The sequence below is a fragment of the Mesorhizobium sp. M1066 genome (assembly GCF_040318635.1).
In the GTDB taxonomy this organism is placed as follows: domain Bacteria; phylum Pseudomonadota; class Alphaproteobacteria; order Rhizobiales; family Rhizobiaceae; genus Mesorhizobium.
In genome coordinates, this window is sequence record NZ_JAMYMR010000004.1 from 216,238 (window position 1) to 231,026 (window position 14,789).

Below are 14,789 nucleotides of genomic sequence, written 5' to 3' on the forward strand. Positions count from 1 at the left end.
CCATGGACACGGTTTTGCTGTCGCGACCGGCATTGATCGGTGTTTTTGGGTGCGTGACCGAATCGAGAGCCCGGACATGGCTTCCGGATGATCCGGGCTCTCGTTCTTCAAGCCTTTGGTCTCACAAGACCCGAGGCGTGCTCAAGGTTCCCGGCGCATCAATCCGGGAGACCGAAGACGGTGAGCTGACCGCCCAGCGTCGTGTAGTCGGCAAGTGCCGCGTAGCCGCCGACGGCACCAAGACCAGCGGTGCCAACGACCGCGGCCTCGTCGCCTTGGGCACGGCCCTGATCGACGGCGCCATGCCAGGCAGCGGCGTTATCAGGCGAAAGCAGGCCGCCTGCCAGGCCGATACCTGCCCAGCCACCGACGCCGGACAGAACGGCGATGTACTGTTTGCCGCCCTGCTCGTAGGTCGTGATGTTGCCGATAATGCCGGACGGGGTCTTGAACTTGTAGAGTTCCTTGCCGTCCTTATCGACAGCCTTGATGTAGCCTTCGAGTGTACCGTAGAAGACGACGTCGCCATCTGTCGCCAACGCGCCCGACCACACCGAGAACTGCTCGGGCTTCGACCAGACGATCTCACCCTTGGCCGCATCCCAGGCAATGAAGTTGCCCATGTTGCCGTCGCCGCCAGGTGCGGGATACATCGACACGGTGGCGCCAACATAAGGCTGACCGGCGGTGTAGCTCACCTTGTAAGGCTCATAGTCCATGCAGACATGGTTGGTCGGGACATAAAACAGCCCGGTCTTCGGCGAATAGGCCGCCGGCTGCTGGTCCTTCGTTCCAAGCGCCGCCGGGCAGATGCCCGTCGAGTTGGTGTCTTCGCCGTTCTGCTGGGTCGAATATTTCGCCACGACCTGCGGGCGACCATATTGTTCGCTCTTGGGGTCCATGACGACTTCCGTCGCCCAGTTCACGGCCGGATCGTATTTCTTGGCGACGAGAAGGTCGCCGGTGGCGCGATCCATGGTGTAGGCAAAACCATTGCGATCGAAATGCACCAGCACGTCGTGCTTGGCGCCGTTGACCTCCATGCCATCGACGAGGATCATCTCGTTGATGCCGTCATAGTCCCATTCGTCATGCGGGGTCATCTGGTAGAGCCATTTGGCAACGCCCGTATCCGCATCGCGGGCCATGATCGTCATCGACCAGCGATTGTCGCCGGGGCGTTGTACCGGGTTCCACGTCGAGGGATTGCCGGTGCCATAGTAGACCAGGTTCAGCTTGGGATCATAGGAATACCATCCCCATGTCGTGCCGCCGCCTGTCTTCCACTGCTCGCCTTCCCAGGTGTTCGTGCCGGAATCCTTGCCCACCGGCTTGCCGAGATGCGTGGTCTTCTCAGGATCGAGCAGGGTGTCTGCGTCCGGACCTTCCGAATAGGCTTTCCAGGCGAGTTTGCCATCTTTCAGATTGTAGGCGGCCAGCCAGCCGCGAACGCCGAATTCGGCGCCGGATACGCCGATGAGCACCTTGTCCTTGACGACGACGGGGGCAGCCGTACCGGATTCGCCTTTGCCGCCATCGGTCTGGTCGCCGTTCTTGACCGCCCAGACGACCTTGCCGGTCTTCGCGTCGAGGGCGACGACCGTGGTGTCGGCCTGATTGAGAATGATCTTGCCGTCACCATAGGCAACGCCGCGATTGACCGTATCGCAACACATTATCGGAATGACGTTGGGATCCTGCTTGGGTTCGTATTTCCAGAGGATCTTTCCGTCATTCTTGAGATCGAGCGCAAAGACATTGTTCGGGAAAGGCGTGTGAACATACATCACATCGCCGATGATAAGCGGTCCACCCTCGTGGCCTCGTAGCACGCCGGTGGAAAAGGTCCACTTGACCTGCAGGTTCTTCACATTGTCCGCAGTAATCTGGTTGAGTTTGGAATAGCGGGTGTTGGCGTAGTCACCCGTCTGCATTGCCCAGTTCTTCGAATCCGAAGCCAGCTTTGCAAGGTCCTCGTTAGCCGACGCCGTAAACGCCGCGCCGAGCGACAGAAACGCCGCAGTGGTTAGAATATAGGTAGCTTTCGTAAGTACACGCATCCGAATTCCTCCCGAGGTTCATAGTGATGAATCATTTGCTGAGCCCACAAGGGCTTGCCCAAGCGATTCACGGGGGGGAAATATTTCCGGCAGCGTGTCACGACCTAAGCCAGATGTGCAGAGGGCACCGTTACTGCCCACCTCACCTTGGCCTACGAAAGACTGTCGCCGCTCCCTAATGACGGTGACGCCCTTGAAGCCGGAAACAGGGTGAGGCTATGTCATCGCAAAACGCTAGGCAAGCAAAAAAGCCTGGGTGTTTTTTTGCACCGCAATATCGTAAATGATGCGGCGCAATATAAGGAAATAAGCAGGGTAGTATTTGTTAGATAAAGTATTTCTGATTGAGAAATAACGGTGGGCTGGATAAAATTTGATTATTTTTTGAGTTTTACATTTCACCTAAGCGTGGATTTTATTTGGAGGTATTCACTTCGATGTCTCGGCATGGCCATGTACGTGCCCCGTTGGGAAACGATAGTGAGCCAAGCATGAGATGATCGTTGGAGTTGGAGCGTGGAGCGGGCCATGGGGCCCCCATGCGGAACCACCGTCGACCAGCACTGCATTCCTCCTTTGGTCGTATACGGAAGCCATGGGCGCTTGACTGACTCTGCGGCACGTTGCCAACTGCCACGGTGATCTCGACTGGGCGCATCACGCCCAGGCCAACCGGAGGTTTTCCCGTGATCAGATATGTTGGATTTTCGACTTTGCCGCTGCTCCTTGCCGCGCCGCTGGCCTTCGCAAACCCGGCGGGCGCCGCGGGAGATTACCCGACAGCAACGATTGCCGATTACGTGCTCGGCTGCATGCAAACGAACGGCCAGACACGTCAGGCGCTGGAAAGCTGTTCCTGCTCGATCGACATCATCGCCTCGATCCTTCCCTACGACCACTATGAGAGAGCCGAGACTTTCAAGAGCATGTCTTTGACCACAGGGGAAAACGCGGGGCTGTTTCGTGAAAGCGCACCGGCGAAGGCAGCCCGTACCGAATTGAAGCGCGCGCAGTCGGAAGCCGACGTGCGCTGCTTTTAGAACCTGCTCAATCCGCAAGCCGGATGGAGTTCCATCCTTTGTCTGGACAGGATCTCCCCGAAACAAGCTCCACTTTCGGAATCAAGCTGGCAAGCCCCCTGCAGTCCGGCACAGGATATCGAGACTTCAGAGTCCCGCTGTCTCCAGCGGCCACTGATTGCGAAATGTCTTGCCATCCGTATCGATCGCTTCAACCTGGATTTCGCCGTTGCCGTGCACGGTGAAATCGAATCGGAAATTGGGGTCTTCCGAAATCGATATTCCACCTTCCATGGAGAGGATCGGCTGGCCGGCTTGGGAGATCGACAGTTTCTGGACAAAATGCGCGGGTATGAAATACTGGGTCAGCGGATCCCGCTGCAGCCCCGAATTGTTAGGGTGCCGGATCATCAACTGCAGTTCCTCGGTCTTGGTCATCGTCTCTTTGGGTGGGAACTGGCGCAGCTTCATCTGGCCCATCGTCGCGTTGGCCTCGTCCTGGTTCTTGACCGCAGGGGCGGAGCATCCGCCTGACGCCTTGACGAAGGTCTGCGCCATATGGAGTTGGCCGCCCTGCGTCTCAGCGATCGCACGCAGATAGGAATAGTCGTTGACGCGCACGCGCGTCGACAGATGCGTCACGCCGGCATCCTTGCCGAGCTGGAACGTTGCCGCCACCGGTGCAGGGTTGGCGTCGATGATCAGGGTAACGGATTTGATGCCGTCCGGCGCCTTGGCTGGATCGAGATAGATGTCGACGGGCACGATAGCGGCATCCTGCGCCCGCTTCGGCGCTTCGATCCTGACGACGCCGGTATCGACCAGAATTGCCCGATCGCCGAACACGTCGCCCTTCAAGTCATGCCAGATCCTGTCCGAGGACGCGGTTGTTTGCTGTGCGCTGGCGGCTCCCGGGGAGCCGAGCAGCGTGCCGATGGCCAAGATGATCGCGACGAAAACGGATGCGAGCGGCAAAGCGAGCTGCCGGCTCGAATAAGCATGATTTTGCATTTCGATGCCTCCACCAATGCAAGAGAGGTGGTGCCCAGGCTGGCGTTGAGGATAAGCCTTTGGCGACGCTTTGGCAAATCGCCGTCCCTTACAGCTGCCTGGCGCATGTCGGCGTCGTCTATTCCCATTCGAGTTCGGCAAATGCGGCCGTTGCGTTGCGCTCGTTGTAATCGTCGAACAGGTGCCAATTATCCCGTTCGGTTTCGCCCGCGGTTTTAACTGCTTCGCGCAGCGGCGTTCCGTCGGCGATCGCCTTTCGGATATCGCGCGCCAGAATCTCGAAATAGCGTCGCTCCCCCGCCAGCGCCTGTGGCCAGTCGGCCGTTACAGGACCATGACCTGGAACGACGCGCGCGGCGTCGATCGCGGTGAGCGCATCCATCTGGCGAAGCCATCCAAGCAGTGATCCGTCGAGCGTCGGCAAGGAGCCCATGAACACGAGATCGCCGGCAAAGAGCGTTCTGGTCGCGGGATCGAACACGGTCAGGTCGTTGTCGGTGTGCGCCGCCTTCCATGCCCGCAGTTCGATCATGCGCCCGCCGAGGTCGAGCTGCAGGCGATCGTCGACCAGCATGGTCGGCGACACGATCTCGATCCCCTCCATCAGCGCCTCGCCAAGCTGTTCGCGATAGTTGTGCAGATAGAACGCGCCACGCGCCTCGAGGGCACGCGGCAGATTGCGGTGACCGACGATGGTCGCGCCGATCTCCCGGAATGCCGCATTGCCGAAGATATGGTCGGGATGCATGTGGGTGTTGACCAGGAAGCGAACCGGCTTTGCTGTCAGCTTTCCGATCGCGGCGAGAAAGGCGTGCGCCTCGATCAGGCTGCCACCGCTGTCGATGACGGCAACCGCATCGGTGCCGATGACAGCGCCCAGATTGCAGATCGCACCGTCGTTGGCGGCGGTCATCAATTCATCCGCGCCCTGGAAGGCGAAGACGCCGTCGGCGATTTGCCTGACCGAGAACCGCAAGCTGCCGCCTGCGGCCAGAGCGGCTCGTTCGAGGCAGCATGGCAGCAAGGCGGCGCTGGCGGCGGTGCAGGCGAAGCCACTCACAAGCCTGCGTCTTAGCAGATCAACCGACATGAAGGCCTCCGATATGCATTTCGCCTGCTGGCAATCAGGTGACGTCCGGAAATCTATGATGGAACGACCGCAGAAGGTCGCTCATCACCTGCGAATTGCGATGTTGCCGTGGCAGCCGTACGTCGAACACGCCGAGCACATGGGTTGGCCGCGGCGCGAGCACGATGATGCGGTCCGACAGCATCAGTGCCTCGCGTAGATTGTGCGTCACCATCAAGGCGGTCGTTGGCCGTGCCGACCACACGGTCAAAAGCAGATGCCGAAGCCGCTCGGCGGTCTGTTCGTCGAGCGAGACAAAGGGTTCGTCCAGGAAAAGCACCGCCGGCTCGATGGCGAAAGCCCTGGCAATTGCTGCCCTGCGCGCAAGGCCGAGCGACAGTTCGGCAGGATAGAGCGAGCGCATGCCGGCGAGGCCGAGCGTGTCGAACAGCCTGTCGAGATTTTTCGCTCTCAAGCTTTTCGGCAACGCCAGCCTGACATTCTGCTCCACCGTTCGCCACGGCAGCAGGGTCGGTTCCTGGAATACGGCGGCGATGCGGTTCGAACCTCCTTGCGGCAACTGGAAGGAGCCGGAAAAGTCTTTGTCCAAGCCAAGCAGGATACGCAGCGTCGTGGTTTTGCCGCAGCCCGACGGTCCCAGCAAGCAGGCGAATTCGCCTTGCCGGACCTCGAAGGAAAGGTCCTGAAGCGCCGTGATCGAGACGCCTCGCGCGGACCTGAAGGTCTTTTCGGCGATGTCGACCTTAAGCGGGACGACGGCGCCAACGGGTTGCATGTCGTTCAACGGGCTGCACCAGGAGAAGTTCAATGACAAGCATCACCGCCACGAAAGCCAGCGTGTAGGCAAGAATGGCGGCGACATCGAAGAGCTGGAAATAGAGATGGATCTGGAAGCCGACACCGTTCGAGCGGCCGAGCAGCTCGACGACCAGCACGATCTTCCAGATGAGGGCGATGCCGGATCGCGATGCGGCGGCAAGATAGGGCTGCAATTGCGGCAGCAGGATATGGCGGATGCGTTCAAGGCGGCCGAAGCGATAGACGGTGGCCATTTCGGCGTAACTTGGATCAAGCGCCCTGGCGCCTTCGCGCATCGTCACCACGACATTCGGGATCTTGTTCACCGCCACCGCGCCGATCGCCGCCACCTCGTTGAGGCCGAACCAGATATAGCCGAGGACGATGACCACCAGCGCCGGGATGTTGAGGAACAGGATCACCCACGGGTTGAAAAAACGGTCCACGCGACAATGGCTGCCGAGCAAAACGCCGATGACGGATCCGATGATCATTGCGACGATATATGCCGCGGCGACCCGGCCGAGGGTCACGCCGAGATGGTAAAAAAGGTCGCCGCTCGCAGCCTCCCTGAGAAGCACCTGCCAGACCTGCCCAGGTCCTGGAAAGGCACGGCTTGGCCAGACACTTGCCGCAAGGTTCCACAGCAGGCAAAGCCCGAGCAGGGAGACCGCTACGGTCAGCGCGGGCATGAGTGCCGTCGCCAGACTGCGTCGGCCGGACATGGTCGGCGGGGCATCACGCGTGCCGTCGGTTCCCAATGCGGTCATTTCTCGGGTTCCTGCCAGAACGTGCCGGGCGCCATTTCCGGTGCGCTGCCGACAAGCTTCGCGCCGCCGATCGCCGCAAGCACATGGTATAGCCTGCCGGCGTCGGCCGCTTCGTCGGCGATCGACCGGCTGGGAATGCCCTGGCGGTAGCGATCGCGCAGCTTTTCCAGTTCCTTGCCTTCCGCGCGAATGATCGGCGCCAGGCGCAGCCATTCATCATCGGATCTGGCCAGCAAGTCCTTGGCTTGCGCGGACGCCCTCACGAAACACCTGACGGCATCCGGGTTCTCGTTTGCCCATTGATCATGGAAGACGTAACCGAGGGCCGACACGGGTCCCAGAGCCCCGAGCGCCTTTGCCGCGTCGTTCACGCCGATCAGTCTACGGAAGCCATTGGCCTCGAGACGGGCGCAAAAATGCCAGAAATTCAGCACCGCATCGAGCTCGCCCTGTATCGCCTTTTCCGAAATCAGCGGCGGCGCGCCAAAGACGATGTCGCTGGCTGCCGACAAGTCGACGCCGAGATCGCGCCTGGTCAGCGCTTGTATAAGCAGCCAACTCTTGTCGAGCGGGCCGCCGGCGACGCCGATTTTCTTGTCCTTGAGATCGGCGACCGTCCGGATCGGCGAATCCTCCTTCACCATGATCGCCCCTACGGCGGTCGAATAGGGGGTCAATGTGAGGTCGCCGCCTTCGGAGCGCTGGCGCGAGACCCACAGCCAGTCGGAGACGATCATGTCGATCGCGCCAGCCAGCATCGCGACGTTGGTTGCATCCTCGCCGGCGAAGTCGATGATCTCCAGATCGATCCCGTTGGCGGCATCGAATTTGTGCTGCCTTAGCGTATCGAGTTCCCAACTCACGGTTCCAAACTTCAGCACACCGAGGCGAATCCTGGCTGCCGCAACGCCCGGCCTGGTAGCAAGAACAGCGGCTGTCCCGAGAACCGCCAGACGCAGCGTCATGCGCCGTGAAACCATCATGACACCTCCTCCCCAGGGTTCCGCGCTGCCAAATCAGATGGCTCGTTCCTTGTTTGGAAATGCACATTTCCAGCGCATGACCTTGAGGGTCGGGTGTTCTTGAGACCATTTCGCGATTTCGCTGGGGGCAAGGATCATGCATTGGAACAGAGTGCCGCGGCTCTCGAAATAGAGATGTTCGTCTCGGCAATTGCTCGGATTGGCGCTGAGGCAAACCGTCAATATGAGATCGACCATGTCCATTCAGCACCTCTTGCGCGTTCCCAAACGCCCATCCCGGCGAGTCCAGCCCAACCAGGAGCGAGGACAAAATCACCGCTTGCCGATTTCCCGAGGTGCCGATGGAGAAACCGGAATGGGGTCAAGCTACGCGCTCGCCGGATAGCCGTCAACAAAGACGAATGGACAGGTCTCTTGAGCATCCAGGCCTCTAAACCTTTGTACGATTGACTTTCACAACATGCCAATTAGCTTCTGAATCACGCGGCGCGGCTCCACGGGAGAAGCGGAATTTCCACTCCACCGCGTAAGGCGCATACCGACGGATCAAAGGATCGGCATGCGCAAATCGTCCAGGGCACCCAGACGATCAATGAGGAAATGCCATGCGCGCAATCGCATTTTTCGCAGTCATGTCCGTTGTGCCCTTCATCGCGAGCCAATCCCAAGCACAGGATGCGGCGGCGGGTGAGAAGGTCTTCGCCAAATGCAAGGTCTGCCACGTCGCCGACCAGGACAAGAACAAGGTCGGCCCGTCGTTGAACGGCGTCATAGGCCGAACGGCTGGGACACACCCGGGGTTCAGCTATTCTCAGGCGATGGTCGCGGCAGGCAAGTCCGGCGTCAAATGGGATGAACCCACGCTGAAGACTTACCTTCACGATCCCAAGGCCATGGTCAAAGGTACAAAGATGGCGTTTGTCGGCCTCAAACAGGACGAAGACATCGCCAATGTCATCGCCTATCTGAAGCAATTCTCGAAATAGCGCGCCGCCGGCCGTTCGAACTTGCGTTCGGCCGGCGTTCGCCTCGATCACGCATCGGCTTGCAGCCTCTGCATTGCCGAAGGCAGATCGAAAAGGCTGTCGCTAACAAGGTCGGCGCCAAGCTCTTCCACCGGAATGTGGCTGTAGCCGCCGCGCAATAGAATGACGGGCATGCCGGCGGCGCGTGCGGCGCCCAGGTCAGCACCACTGTCTCCGACCAGCAGCGCGTCACCCGGGTCGACCCCAAGCTGTGCCAACGCCAGCAGCAGGGCATCGGGCGCGGGTTTCAGGTATGTCACCGCGTCTCCGCCAACGATGGCACCGAAATATTCCGTCAATCCGAAATGAAGCAGGATTTCGCGGGTCGCCAACTGCGGCTTGTTGGTTGCCACTCCCATGCTTACTCCGCCCAAATGAAAGTGGGTGAGAGCCTCCCTGACGCCAGGCATCAGCCTTGTCAGGCCGGTCAGATGCCGGCGGTAGATAGGCGCCATGACGCGGTTGGCCTCATCGAGAGCGTTGCCGAGCAGTGGCGCTCCCGACGCCGCGAAGGCTCGCTCGATCAATTTCCTGACGCCGCCGCCGATCATGGCCGTGACCTGATCCAGGCGCAGCGGCGGCAGATCGCGGCTGGCCAGCAATTCGTTGACTGCGGCCGCTATGTCCGGCGCCGAGTCGACCAGCGTGCCGTCGAGGTCGAACAGGATCGCCTTCGGCGATCGAAGCGGCCTACCTGCGCCGACGTTCATGCGGCATCCTTCCACTTGATCGAGCAGCCGATCGAGGCGATTTGGTCCAGCGGCCCGTTGCCGGTTCGGGCAACCTGCTTCATCGCCTCGAACAGATCGCGTCTCAGCCCGGGCGCTCCGGCTTCTCGTCGCGAGGCGTCCAGCCGACCGCGATATTGCAGTCCCAACTCGCTGTTGAACCCGAAGAAATCGGGAGTGCACACGGCTGCGTAATCGCGCGCCACAGTTTGGTGCTGGTCGTGCAGGTAAGGGAAGCTAAAGCCGCTCGTCGTGGCGAAGAGCTTCATTTGGTCGAAGGAATCCTCCGGGTAGGCATCGGCATCGTTTGAGTTGATCGCGACAAAGCCGATACCTTCGGCCTTGAGGTCGTTGGCATCGCGCACGATACGTGAAATCACCGCCTTCACATAAGGGCAGTGATTGCAGATGAAGGCCACGACCAGGCCGTTCGGGCCGGCCTGGCTGAAGATCGAATGCGACCTGCCGTCGACGCCAGGCAAAACGGCATCGATGGCGCGCCAGCCGAAATCGCAGACAGGGGGGACGGCCGCCATGCTTGCCTCCGATGGAATGGTTTACGCGGCTTTCCGGATCGCACCGTCGGCCGCCTGACGGATGGTTCCAATGTTGGCGCGATAGGCCGCCTCGGTGCCGCCCTTGAACACGGCCGACCCCGCGACCAGCACATTGGCGCCGGCCGCGGCGACCAGCGGGGCGGTTTCGGCCGTGACGCCGCCATCGATTTCGATGTCAATCGGGCGGTGGCCAACCAGTGCCTTGATTCGCCTGATCTTCTCGATGACCGCGGAAATGAAAGCCTGGCCGCCGAAGCCTGGATTGACCGTCATCAGAAGCACCAGGTCGAGCCTGTCGAGCACATATTCGATGACGCTCTCCGGCGTCGAAGGATTCAGCGATACGCCGGCCTTCTTGCCGAGATTTTTGATCGCCTGCAGGGAACGATCGAGATGCGGCCCGGCCTCTGCATGCACCGTGATGATGTCGCAGCCGGCGTCGGCGAAGGCAGCCAGATAGGCGTCGGCTGGCGCGATCATCAGATGGCAGTCGAAGATTTTGTCCGTTCGGTCGCGGATCGCCTTGATCACCGGCGGACCGAAGGTGATGTTGGGCACGAAGTGGCCGTCCATCACGTCGAGATGGATCCAGTCGGCACCCGCCCGCACGACAGCTTCGACCTCGTCGCCGAGCCGCGAGAAATCCGCGGAAAGCACGGAGGGTGCGATGATTGTCCTGGTGACCATGGTCGTCGTCTCCAATCCTGTCTGCGGTGTTGGTCTCTGCGCCAGCCGGCTTCATCCCGTCAGCGCATCTTCGTCTCCGGTTCGCCTTCGAGTTTCCCTTCCGCGAACACGCGGCTGCCGCGGATGTCGGATTCCTCGATGGTGACAAGATCGGCCTTGGTCAACACCCTGCTGCGCGATGCGAAAAGCCGGTTGGCCTGCCGCAGCCGTGCCCGATCGAGCCCATTGCGGACCGAACGCGCGTTGGAGAAATGCGGCAGCCTCATTCGGATCGGAAGATACTCTTCGAGCGCCTGGGACGCCGCCTCGCTGAGGCGATAATTCTGCTCCGCCAGCATAATCTCGGCGATCGATTTCAGTTCGCCGACGCCATAGTCGGGGAAATCGAGGTGGTGGGCGATGCGCGAACGCATGCCGGGATTGCTGTCGAAGAAGCGGTCCATCTTGTTCTTGTAGCCGGCAAGGATCACAACCAGATCGTCACGGTTGTTCTCCATGCACTGCAGCAGGATTTCGATCGATTCCTGGCCGTAGTCGCGTTCGTTCTCGGGCTTGTAGAGATAGTAGGCCTCGTCGATGAAAAGCACGCCGCCCATGGCACGCTTGATCACCTCGCGGGTCTTGGGCGCGGTGTGGCCCACATACTGGCCAACGAGATCGTCGCGTGTCACGGCGACCATGTGGCCTTCGCGGACATAGCCGAGACGATGCAGGATTTCGGCCATCCTCAGCGCCACGGTGGTCTTTCCGGTGCCGGGATTTCCCGTAAAGTTCATGTGCAGCGTCGGGGCGCCCGAGGTCAGCCCGAACTTGCGGCGAAGCCGGTCGACCAGGAGGAGAGCGGCGATCTCGCGGATGCGGGTCTTGACCGGCTTCAGGCCAACGAGTTCACGGTCGAGCTTGTCCATCACCTCGTCGATGTTGGAGGCCTCGAACTCGGCCTGCAGATCAACCGTCGCGTCCTGTGCGGCAGCGTCCTTGGTCATCGCGTTCAGCATGGTTCGCTAGCTCCGCTCGCCCTCGGGCCTGTCGGTCGCATAAGGCACGATCGAATAACCCTGGCTGCGGCCGTCGCGCTCCTGGCGCAGCAGCCGGAACCCGGGTTCGCTGGGCGGCCGGTTGACAATGAACGACATGCGCGGCGCTTCCCAGCCCTTGGTCGAATCGAAGGCGGTCACCCGCACATACATGTTCGGACAGGCTTTCCGGCAAGCGTTGACCTCGAGCAGTATGCCCGCCGGGTCTTTCAAGTCGAACATCGGGTTGCCGTACATTTCCCAGTAGGTGTTTCGCGGATGGGGATCGTCCGTGTACTCGACGCTGACCGCCCAATGGTTCTTCAGCGCGTATTTGATCTGCGCTGAAATCTGCTCGTCGGTCAGGTCGGGCAGGAACGAGAACTGTCCCTGCGTGACCTTGTTTCCCGGATTGGTCATCATGACGACGGTTCCTTTCGTCTAGAAGCTGGGCGTTGCGGTTGGCACGAAGTCGGCCGTGTCGGTCGATTCGTAGTTGAAGGTGACGTCCTTCCAAGTCTCCAGGGCAGCCTTCAGCGGCGTGCACCATCTGGCCGCCTGTTCGAGGATCTTGGTTCCTTCGCGCAAATAATCGCGCCCCTCGTTGCGGGCCAGGATCATCGCTTCCAAGGCGACGCGATTGGCCGTCGCGCCTGCCTGGATGCCGTCCGGATGGCCGATTGTGCCGCCGCCGAACTGCAGGATGACGTCCTCGCCGAGATAGTGGATCAACTGATGCATCTGGCCGGCATGGATGCCGCCCGAGGCGACGGGCATCACCTTGTTGAGCGAGGCCCATTCCTGATCGAAGAACAGCCCGGTTTCGAGGTTCTGCGGCGTGCGCTCCTCACGCAGCGTGTCATAAAATCCCTTGATCATGAGCGGATCGCCCTCCAGCTTGCCGACCACCGTGCCGGCATGGATGTGGTCGACGCCGGCCATGCGCATCCATTTGCAGATGACGCGGAAATTCATGCCGTGGTTCTTCTGGCGCGAATAAGTCGAGTTGCCGGCACGGTGCAGGTGCAGGATCATGTCGTTGCGGCGTGCCCACTTGGCCATAGATTGGATCGCCGTGTAGCCGATGACGAGGTCGATCATGACGATGCAGGAGCCAAGCTGCTTGGCGAATTCGGCGCGCTCGTACATCTCCTCCATCGTGCCGGCAGTGACGTTGAGATAATGGCCTTTGACCTCGCCGGTGGCAGCCGACGCCTTGTTCACGGCCTCCATGCAGTAGAGGAAGCGGTCGCGCCAATGCATGAAGGGCTGCGAGTTGATGTTCTCGTCGTCCTTGACGAAATCGAGGCCGCCCTTCAGCGCTTCGTAAACGACGCGCCCGTAATTGCGGCCCGACAGGCCGAGCTTGGGCTTCGTCGTAGCGCCGAGCAGCGGCCGGCCGAACTTGTCGAGCCGCTCACGCTCCACCACGATGCCGGTCGCCGGCCCCTGGAAGGTTTTGAGATACGCGACCGGGATACGCATGTCTTCCAGCCGCAGCGCCTTGACTGCCTTGAAGCCGAACACATTGCCGATGATCGATGCGGTCAAATTGGCGATCGAGCCCGGCTCGAACAGGTCGAGGTCGTAGGCGATGTAGGCGAAGTACTGTTGTTCGGTTTTGGTTCCGGGACCGGTGTTCGGCACCGGCTCGGATCTGAACGCCTTGGCGCGATAGAGCTCGCAGGCGGTCAGCCGGTCGGTCCACACCACGGTCCACGTCGCGGTGGAGGATTCGCCGGCGATGGCGGCCGCCGCCTCCTCGTGGTCGACACCGGGTTGCGGCGTGATCCGGAACATGGCGATCAGATCGGTTTCCTTGGGCCTGTAGTCAGGCTCCCAATAGCCCATCTTCTTGTAGGGGATGACCCCTGACTTGTAGCGTTCCTTGCCTTCCTTGAGCGTCCCCACTGGCAGTATGTCGATCTTGTTCATGACAGGTCTCCTGTTTGTTGCTCAGGCGGCTTTCGCGGTTGCGATATGGGGGTCGAGTTTTCCCGCGGCGTAACGTTTCGCCATCTCGTCCATGGCGATGACCTTGATCTTCGAGGCGTTGGACGCCGTACCGAAGCGCTCGAAGCGGTCCCGGCAAAGGTCGCGCAAGGCATCCATGGCGGGTTTCAGGAATTTGCGGGGATCGAACTCGCGCGGGTTTTCCGTCGCGACGCGGCGGAACTGCCCGGCCATGGCCATGCGGCAATCGGTGTCGATGTTGACCTTGCGCACGCCGTAGCGGATGCCGCGCTCGATCTCCTCGACCGGAACGCCAAAGGTCTGGGGCATCTCGCCGCCGTATCTGTTGATGATGTCCTGCAGCTCCTGCGGCACCGAGGAAGAGCCGTGCATGACCAGATGCGTGTTGGGCAGCTTCTCGTGGATCGCCTCGATCACCTGCATGGCCAGGATGTCGCCGTCCGGCTTGCGGGTGAATTTGTAGGCGCCGTGCGAGGTGCCGCAGGCAATCGCCAGCGCGTCGACCTGGGTTGCAGTCACAAAATCGACCGCCTGATCTGGATCGGTCAAGAGTTGGTCGTGAGAGAGCGCGCCTTCGGCGCCGTGGCCGTCCTCTGCCTCGCTTTGACCGGTTTCCAGCGAGCCGAGCACGCCCAGTTCGCCTTCAACGGAAGCGCCGACCCAATGCGCCATGCGTGCGACGCGTTCGGTTATGGCGACGTTGTAGTCGTAGCTGGCCGGCGTCTTGGCGTCCGCCATCAAGGATCCGTCCATCATCACCGAGGTGAAGCCGTGGCGGATCGCGGAAAGGCAGGTGGCCTCGCTGTTGCCGTGGTCCTGATGGATGCATAGCGGGATGGCCGGGTGGATTTCGGTCAATGCCTCCATCATCTTGGCCAGCATGATGTCGTTGGCATAGGACCGGGCGCCACGTGAGGCCTGGATGATGACAGGCGCGTCGCAGGCCTTGGCCGCCTCCATGATGGCGAGGCCCTGTTCCATGTTGTTGATGTTGAATGCCGGTACGCCGTAGCCGTGCTCGGCGGCATGGTCGAGAAGCTGGCGAAGGGTGATGCGAGCCATTGTGAATCC

16 protein-coding genes are annotated in these 14,789 nt (G+C 60.9%); 2 read left to right on the forward strand and 14 right to left on the reverse strand.

The window, feature by feature from the left end; genetic code table 11:
• Window positions 1-158 precede the first annotated feature (158 nt).
• On the reverse strand, window positions 159-2,060 hold the full coding sequence (locus tag NKH52_RS08900) for a methanol/ethanol family PQQ-dependent dehydrogenase (RefSeq protein ID WP_352729600.1): 1,902 nt from the start codon (window positions 2,058-2,060) through the stop codon (window positions 159-161).
• A gap of 686 nt (window positions 2,061-2,746) precedes the next feature.
• Here NKH52_RS08900 and NKH52_RS08905 point away from each other — a divergent pair.
• Window positions 2,747-3,100 (forward strand): hypothetical protein, encoded by a 354-nt coding sequence (locus NKH52_RS08905; protein ID WP_352729601.1) that lies wholly within the window; start codon window positions 2,747-2,749, stop codon window positions 3,098-3,100.
• Window positions 3,101-3,226: 126 nt separating this feature from the next.
• Here the strand turns inward: NKH52_RS08905 and NKH52_RS08910 are convergent, their stop codons facing one another.
• From NKH52_RS08910 to NKH52_RS08935, 6 genes are all read right to left on the reverse strand, one after another.
• Window positions 3,227-4,090: a quinoprotein dehydrogenase-associated SoxYZ-like carrier gene (locus NKH52_RS08910; RefSeq protein WP_352729603.1), complete on the reverse strand. Its 864-nt coding sequence runs from the start codon at window positions 4,088-4,090 to the stop codon at window positions 3,227-3,229.
• A 118-nt stretch (window positions 4,091-4,208) separates the two neighbouring features.
• Window positions 4,209-5,180 (reverse strand): quinoprotein relay system zinc metallohydrolase 2, encoded by a 972-nt coding sequence (locus tag NKH52_RS08915; protein ID WP_352729605.1) that lies wholly within the window; start codon window positions 5,178-5,180, stop codon window positions 4,209-4,211.
• Window positions 5,181-5,214: 34 nt separating this feature from the next.
• A complete protein-coding gene (locus NKH52_RS08920; protein ID WP_352729807.1) occupies window positions 5,215-5,955 on the reverse strand; it encodes an ABC transporter ATP-binding protein in 741 nt (246 codons plus the stop codon).
• Entirely contained in the window at window positions 5,924-6,748 is an 825-nt protein-coding gene (locus NKH52_RS08925) for an ABC transporter permease (protein WP_352729607.1), read from the reverse strand. Before NKH52_RS08925 ends, NKH52_RS08920 begins: the two co-directional genes overlap by 32 nt.
• On the reverse strand, window positions 6,745-7,731 hold the full coding sequence (locus tag NKH52_RS08930; RefSeq protein WP_352729609.1) for an ABC transporter substrate-binding protein: 987 nt from the start codon (window positions 7,729-7,731) through the stop codon (window positions 6,745-6,747). The genes NKH52_RS08925 and NKH52_RS08930 overlap by 4 nt, the downstream gene beginning before the upstream one ends.
• A gap of 33 nt (window positions 7,732-7,764) precedes the next feature.
• Entirely contained in the window at window positions 7,765-7,974 is a 210-nt protein-coding gene (locus NKH52_RS08935) for a hypothetical protein (protein WP_023810394.1), read from the reverse strand.
• A gap of 362 nt (window positions 7,975-8,336) precedes the next feature.
• Here NKH52_RS08935 and NKH52_RS08940 point away from each other — a divergent pair, with 362 nt between their 5' ends.
• A complete protein-coding gene (locus NKH52_RS08940; protein ID WP_024504374.1) occupies window positions 8,337-8,717 on the forward strand; it encodes a c-type cytochrome in 381 nt (126 codons plus the stop codon).
• A gap of 47 nt (window positions 8,718-8,764) precedes the next feature.
• Here the strand turns inward: NKH52_RS08940 and gph are convergent, their stop codons facing one another.
• From gph to fba, 7 genes are read right to left on the reverse strand one after another with little or no spacing between them, the layout of a single operon-like run.
• On the reverse strand, window positions 8,765-9,466 hold the full coding sequence (gene gph / locus NKH52_RS08945; protein WP_352729611.1) for a phosphoglycolate phosphatase: 702 nt from the start codon (window positions 9,464-9,466) through the stop codon (window positions 8,765-8,767).
• Window positions 9,463-10,020, reverse strand: a complete 558-nt coding sequence (locus NKH52_RS08950) for a thioredoxin family protein (protein ID WP_352729613.1) — start codon at window positions 10,018-10,020, stop codon at window positions 9,463-9,465. The genes gph and NKH52_RS08950 overlap by 4 nt, the downstream gene beginning before the upstream one ends.
• 21 nt (window positions 10,021-10,041) lie before the next feature.
• Entirely contained in the window at window positions 10,042-10,728 is a 687-nt protein-coding gene (gene rpe / locus NKH52_RS08955) for a ribulose-phosphate 3-epimerase (RefSeq protein WP_352729615.1), read from the reverse strand.
• A 59-nt stretch (window positions 10,729-10,787) separates the two neighbouring features.
• Window positions 10,788-11,726: a CbbX protein gene (gene cbbX / locus NKH52_RS08960; RefSeq protein ID WP_352729617.1), complete on the reverse strand. Its 939-nt coding sequence runs from the start codon at window positions 11,724-11,726 to the stop codon at window positions 10,788-10,790.
• A gap of 6 nt (window positions 11,727-11,732) precedes the next feature.
• On the reverse strand, window positions 11,733-12,167 hold the full coding sequence (locus NKH52_RS08965) for a ribulose bisphosphate carboxylase small subunit (protein WP_013532057.1): 435 nt from the start codon (window positions 12,165-12,167) through the stop codon (window positions 11,733-11,735).
• A gap of 18 nt (window positions 12,168-12,185) precedes the next feature.
• Window positions 12,186-13,679, reverse strand: a complete 1,494-nt coding sequence (locus NKH52_RS08970; RefSeq protein WP_023810401.1) for a ribulose-bisphosphate carboxylase large subunit — start codon at window positions 13,677-13,679, stop codon at window positions 12,186-12,188.
• A 21-nt stretch (window positions 13,680-13,700) separates the two neighbouring features.
• A complete protein-coding gene (gene fba / locus NKH52_RS08975) occupies window positions 13,701-14,780 on the reverse strand; it encodes a class II fructose-bisphosphate aldolase (RefSeq protein ID WP_127259704.1) in 1,080 nt (359 codons plus the stop codon).
• Window positions 14,781-14,789 lie beyond the last annotated feature (9 nt).

Bases quoted from the DNA above. Each gene is read 5' to 3' on its own strand.
- NKH52_RS08900 (WP_352729600.1), bottom strand. From the start codon at position 2,060: ATGCGTGTACTTACGAAAGCTACCTATATTCTAACCACTGCGGCGTTT.
- NKH52_RS08910 (WP_352729603.1), bottom strand. From the start codon at position 4,090: ATGCAAAATCATGCTTATTCGAGCCGGCAGCTCGCTTTGCCGCTCGCA.
- NKH52_RS08915 (WP_352729605.1), bottom strand. From the start codon at position 5,180: ATGTCGGTTGATCTGCTAAGACGCAGGCTTGTGAGTGGCTTCGCCTGC.
- NKH52_RS08920 (WP_352729807.1), bottom strand. From the start codon at position 5,955: ATGCAACCCGTTGGCGCCGTCGTCCCGCTTAAGGTCGACATCGCCGAA.
- NKH52_RS08925 (WP_352729607.1), bottom strand. From the start codon at position 6,748: ATGACCGCATTGGGAACCGACGGCACGCGTGATGCCCCGCCGACCATG.
- NKH52_RS08930 (WP_352729609.1), bottom strand. From the start codon at position 7,731: ATGATGGTTTCACGGCGCATGACGCTGCGTCTGGCGGTTCTCGGGACA.
- NKH52_RS08935 (WP_023810394.1), bottom strand. From the start codon at position 7,974: ATGGACATGGTCGATCTCATATTGACGGTTTGCCTCAGCGCCAATCCG.
- NKH52_RS08940 (WP_024504374.1), top strand. From the start codon at position 8,337: ATGCGCGCAATCGCATTTTTCGCAGTCATGTCCGTTGTGCCCTTCATC.
- gph (WP_352729611.1), bottom strand. From the start codon at position 9,466: ATGAACGTCGGCGCAGGTAGGCCGCTTCGATCGCCGAAGGCGATCCTG.
- NKH52_RS08950 (WP_352729613.1), bottom strand. From the start codon at position 10,020: ATGGCGGCCGTCCCCCCTGTCTGCGATTTCGGCTGGCGCGCCATCGAT.
- rpe (WP_352729615.1), bottom strand. From the start codon at position 10,728: ATGGTCACCAGGACAATCATCGCACCCTCCGTGCTTTCCGCGGATTTC.
- cbbX (WP_352729617.1), bottom strand. From the start codon at position 11,726: ATGCTGAACGCGATGACCAAGGACGCTGCCGCACAGGACGCGACGGTT.
- NKH52_RS08965 (WP_013532057.1), bottom strand. From the start codon at position 12,167: ATGATGACCAATCCGGGAAACAAGGTCACGCAGGGACAGTTCTCGTTC.
- NKH52_RS08970 (WP_023810401.1), bottom strand. From the start codon at position 13,679: ATGAACAAGATCGACATACTGCCAGTGGGGACGCTCAAGGAAGGCAAG.
- fba (WP_127259704.1), bottom strand. From the start codon at position 14,780: ATGGCTCGCATCACCCTTCGCCAGCTTCTCGACCATGCCGCCGAGCAC.